Source organism: Endozoicomonas sp. ONNA1 (assembly GCF_024606325.1).
In the GTDB taxonomy this organism is placed as follows: Bacteria; Pseudomonadota; Gammaproteobacteria; order Pseudomonadales; family Endozoicomonadaceae; genus Endozoicomonas_A.
Map to the genome: position 1 here is coordinate 1 of NZ_JAHHPN010000503.1, position 4,206 is coordinate 4,206.

The 4,206-nt window shown below is 45.8% G+C and carries 5 protein-coding genes; 1 reads left to right on the forward strand and 4 read right to left on the reverse strand.

Annotated elements, in window-relative coordinates:
* The 3 genes from KDK19_RS11420 to KDK19_RS11430 all read right to left on the reverse strand — a co-directional run.
* Positions 1-384, reverse strand: a 384-nt coding sequence (locus tag KDK19_RS11420; RefSeq protein WP_257291994.1) for an F-box protein, incomplete at its 3' end; no start/stop codon positions are given.
* 213 nt (positions 385-597) lie between these two features.
* The gene (locus KDK19_RS11425; RefSeq protein ID WP_257291995.1) at positions 598-2,391 is read right to left on the reverse strand and encodes an F-box/WD repeat-containing protein; all 1,794 of its coding nucleotides are present in this window, start codon (positions 2,389-2,391) and stop codon (positions 598-600) included.
* Between the two features lie 230 nt (positions 2,392-2,621).
* Entirely contained in the window at positions 2,622-2,837 is a 216-nt protein-coding gene (locus tag KDK19_RS11430) for a hypothetical protein (protein WP_257253390.1), read from the reverse strand.
* 99 nt (positions 2,838-2,936) lie between these two features.
* Here KDK19_RS11430 and KDK19_RS11435 point away from each other — a divergent pair, with 99 nt between their 5' ends.
* Complete coding sequence (locus tag KDK19_RS11435; protein ID WP_306670852.1) at positions 2,937-3,164, forward strand: cupin domain-containing protein; 228 nt, start codon at positions 2,937-2,939, stop codon at positions 3,162-3,164.
* A gap of 64 nt (positions 3,165-3,228) precedes the next feature.
* Here KDK19_RS11435 and KDK19_RS11440 read toward each other — a convergent pair.
* Positions 3,229-4,206, reverse strand: a 978-nt coding sequence (locus KDK19_RS11440; RefSeq protein WP_257253388.1) for a WD40 repeat domain-containing protein, incomplete at its 5' end; no start/stop codon positions are given.

The window sequence follows — 4,206 nt, forward strand, 5'->3', positions numbered from 1 at the left end:
GATTAGCGCCTGATTATTCGTAAATTGCCCCAGCCAGGCACTAAGTTGCTCATCACTTCTTGCAGTGATGGCTGTCTTCAGTAGAGACTGGTGTGCTGAAGAAAAACGGCGATACCATGCCTTTGCCGGAATATCTTCTTGTTTAATAAGCTCTTGAAAGTGGCTAGATACCTGTTTCAAACAGGCAACATCTTTAAGCCCCAAATGGCCAATAATATTTAATTGTGTGAGGCGGGGCAAATTGAGTAGCGGAGACTCACTGCTCTCAGATACACTGATTTCCCTACCCCCACTGACACCCGTTGGTGCATGCTCCGATATAGATTGAGGCGGTTTTGGTAAATATGAGAAAGCAGCTTTTGAGTTGTTATTTATCGATTCCATGTTTTGTCAATCCTTTGTTTGATAGTTTTTATTTATCTTCAATCAGGAAGAACATCCAAAATTGAAACTAAGGGTTGGATTCTGTCTTAAAGTAAAAGTTCATGACATGTTGTTAAGTGAAACTAACAAAAGTTTCTGTCTTTCAGCACACGCTAAATAGCGTCACTCAGAAGAAACCTCTTAAATTGAATAAAAGTGAAGGCAAACAATCAATTATTCATTCATTCGCAGCTCAGTGATTTTCGCCTTGTGATAGCCATTGTCTGCGGCAGTGGTAAGCACATGGCTGCAGTCGCCACTGAAGGTGGCTGATGAGACCAGCCCCCGATGGGAGATAGTGGCTTTTTCTACCCATGATTCTTCAGCCGTCAGGCCAATAATTTTCGACGTTTTATCTTTACTGGCGGTCACTATATGGCGGCCATCGGTACTGAAGGTGGCTGAATAGACTCGACCATTATGATAAATAGTGGTTTTTTTCTTCCATGATCCATCGCTCTCACGGCCGTAAATTTTCACCTTGCCATCGTCACCGGCGGTCACCACGTAGCGGCCATCGGCGCTGAAAGTGGCTGAATTAACATCACCGGCATGGTGAATGGTGGCTTTTTCTTCCCATGATCCATCTTTATTCTGGCCATAGATTTTCGCCTTACCATCATTACTGGCGGTCACCACATGGCTGCCATCGGGACTGAAGGCGGCTGAGTTGACCTTATTTTTATGGAAAATAGTGGTTTTTAATCCCAATAATCCGTCGTCCTCATGACCATAGATTCTCACCGTGTAATCGTCACTGACGGTCACCAAATAGTTGCCATTTGCGCTGAAGGCAACTGAATCGGCATGGGTAGCATAGTACGCGGAATTTTCTTCCCATGTTCCACCTTCCTCCTGACCGTAAATTTTCGCCCCGCCATCATAACTCGTGGTCATTACACGGCTAGCATCGGCGTTGAAGGTCGCTGAGCTGATCAAATCATTGTGATAAATGATGCCTGATTCCAGCCATGATCCATCGTGCTCCTTACTATGGATTTTCACTGTGTGATCGCCGCTGGCAGTCAACACATAGCGGCTATCGGCACTGAAAGTGGCTGAACTGATATATCCATTGTGGAAAATGGTAGCTTTTGCTTTCCATGTTCCATCGTCCTCATAGCCGTAAATTCTCGCCGTGCCATCGTCACTGGCAGTGACCAAATAGCGGCCATCGGCACTGAAGGTGGCTGACTTGACAAAGGAATCATGGGATATTGTGGCCTTTGCTTGCCATGATCCATCGTCATTCCGGCCATAGAGTTTCACTTTGTGATCTTCACCGATGGTCACCGCATGGCGGCCATCGGCGCTAAAAGTGGCTGATGCCACCGATTTATCATGAGCAATGGTGGCTTTTTTTGTCCATGATCCGTCGAGCTCCTTGTCATAGATTTTCGCCGTGCCATCGTCACTGGCAGTCACCACGTGGAGACCATCTTTACTGAAAGTCGCCGAATTGATGAAGCCTTTATGGGAAATAGTGACTTTTTTATCGACATTAAATGTTTCGCACTGCGACATTAGATTGGTGTTGTTGAAAAAGAGCAGAGCAGGAGATAGACCATTATCGTCCCGGCGTTTTAAAACTGAATCGATCAATGCCTGATTATTCGTAAATTGCCCCAACCAAGCACTGAGTTGCTGATCACTTTTTGCGGTGACGACTGTCTTTAGTAGAAACTGGTGCGCAGAGGAAAAACGGCGATACCATTCCTTTGCCAGAGAACCTTCTTCTTTAATAAGCTTTCGAAAGTAGGTACATACCTGTTTCAAACGGGTAATATCTTTAAGCCCCAAACGTTCAATAATATTTAAGTGTGTTGGGCGAGACAAACTCAGTAATGGAGGCTTAGTACCCTCAAAAACAGTGATTTCTCTATTTGCATTGACACCTGTACGTGCTCGCTTTGATATAGGTTGAGCAGAAAATGACAAAACGTTTGAATGGTTATTTATTTGTCGCATATCTGGTCACTCCATGGTTAGCGCTTATCCTCAATTAGAAGGTATATTCAAAATTGATGTTAATAATAGGATTCGGTTTTAACATAAAAGTTCCTGACAAATTGTTAAGTGAAACTAACATTTACCACCGACAGCAACCATTTTCTCCACTAACCTTCTGAGTTTCGATCTTCTACACAGAAATGGATGACACCTGTATTCAATATTGTTTTTCGGGGTTTTGTGATTAATTAATTCAAAAACCTGGCATCTCCCTCCATTCTTTTCTGAAAAGCCGGGTGCGCCTTGACCCTCTGGAGATAGGCGGCAAAGCCCGAATATTCTGACGGGTCAGGTTCGAATCCGGCACAACCGGCATTGGTCACTTTCATCAAAACGGTATCAGCGTACTCCTCCAACCAGCGGGCTTTGGCTTTTAAAGCCGGATCTCTGGGGTACAGCGCCAAGAAAAGGGAGAAACTCCATGGGAGCTGAGACGAGGACCTTTTAGAGAGTCTGACTTTTCCTGTCTGCCTCCCGGTCAGTGGACACTTCTGGTTCAGGCTATGGATCACTGGGTTCCCGATGTTCACTCGCTGCTGGATTACTTTGACTTTCTGCCCTCCTGGCAACTTGAAGACATTATGATCAGCTATGCAATCGATGGGGGTTCAGTGGGTCCTCACTACGATCATTTTGATGTTTTCCTGATTCAGGCCGAAGGCCGAAGGCAAAAGGCATTGGCAAGTCGGCCCGGTCTACGATGCCAGCTCACCAAAACTGAAAAACACTGACCTTCATATCCTGTCGGAATGACTATTTCAGTAGGCTTCCGGAAAAGTGAAAGCAAGCAAACAATCAATCGCCCATGAATAGTTCATTGATTTTCACCCTGTCATCGAAGCCGACGGTAACCACATGGCTGACGTCGTTGCTGAAGGCGGCTGATATGACCGGTTCCCAATGGTAAACAGAGGCTTTTTCTACCCATGATTCATCAGTTTCCTGGCCAATAATTATCGCCGTATAATCTTCACTGGCAGTCACCACATGGCGGCCATCGGCACTGAAGGTGGCTGAGCTGACCGGACCACCATGTTCAATTTCGGATTTTATTTTCCACAATCCATCGTCGTCATGGCCATAAATTATCACTCTGCCATCGTGACTGGCAGAAACCATATGACGGCTATCGGCACTGAAGGTGGCTGAATTGACGTGGTCATAACCACCATGGTCGATGGTGGCTTTTTCTTCCCATAATCCACCCTTACCGGCCTTCTGGCCACAGATTATTGCCACGCCATCTTCACCGGTGGTCACCAGATGGCAGCCATCGGGGCTGAAAGACGCTGTTTTGACCACGTTACTATGGAAAATAGTGATTTTTTCTTTCCATGTTCCATCGTCCTCATAGCCATGGATTTTCACACTGTAATCACCACTGACGGTAGCCACATGGTATCCATCGGCACTAATGGCAGCTAAATCGACACCGACTTCATGGTAAATGGTGGCTTGTTCTTGCCATGTTCCACCCGCCTCCTGGCCGTATATTTTCGCAGTGCCATCCCAACTGGCGGTCAGAACATGGCGACAATCGGCGCTTAAATTAGCTGAGATGACACAGTCATCATGAGTAATTCTGACTTTTTCTATCCATAATCCATCGGACTCCAGACTATAGATCTTCGCTGTGTTATCGTGGCTGGCAGTCACCACATGGTGTCCATCGGCGCTGAAGGAGGCTGAATTGATATCGTCACCATGGGCAATGATGACTTTCTCTTCCCATAATCCATCGTCATCATGACCATAGATTTTTGCTATGTAGTC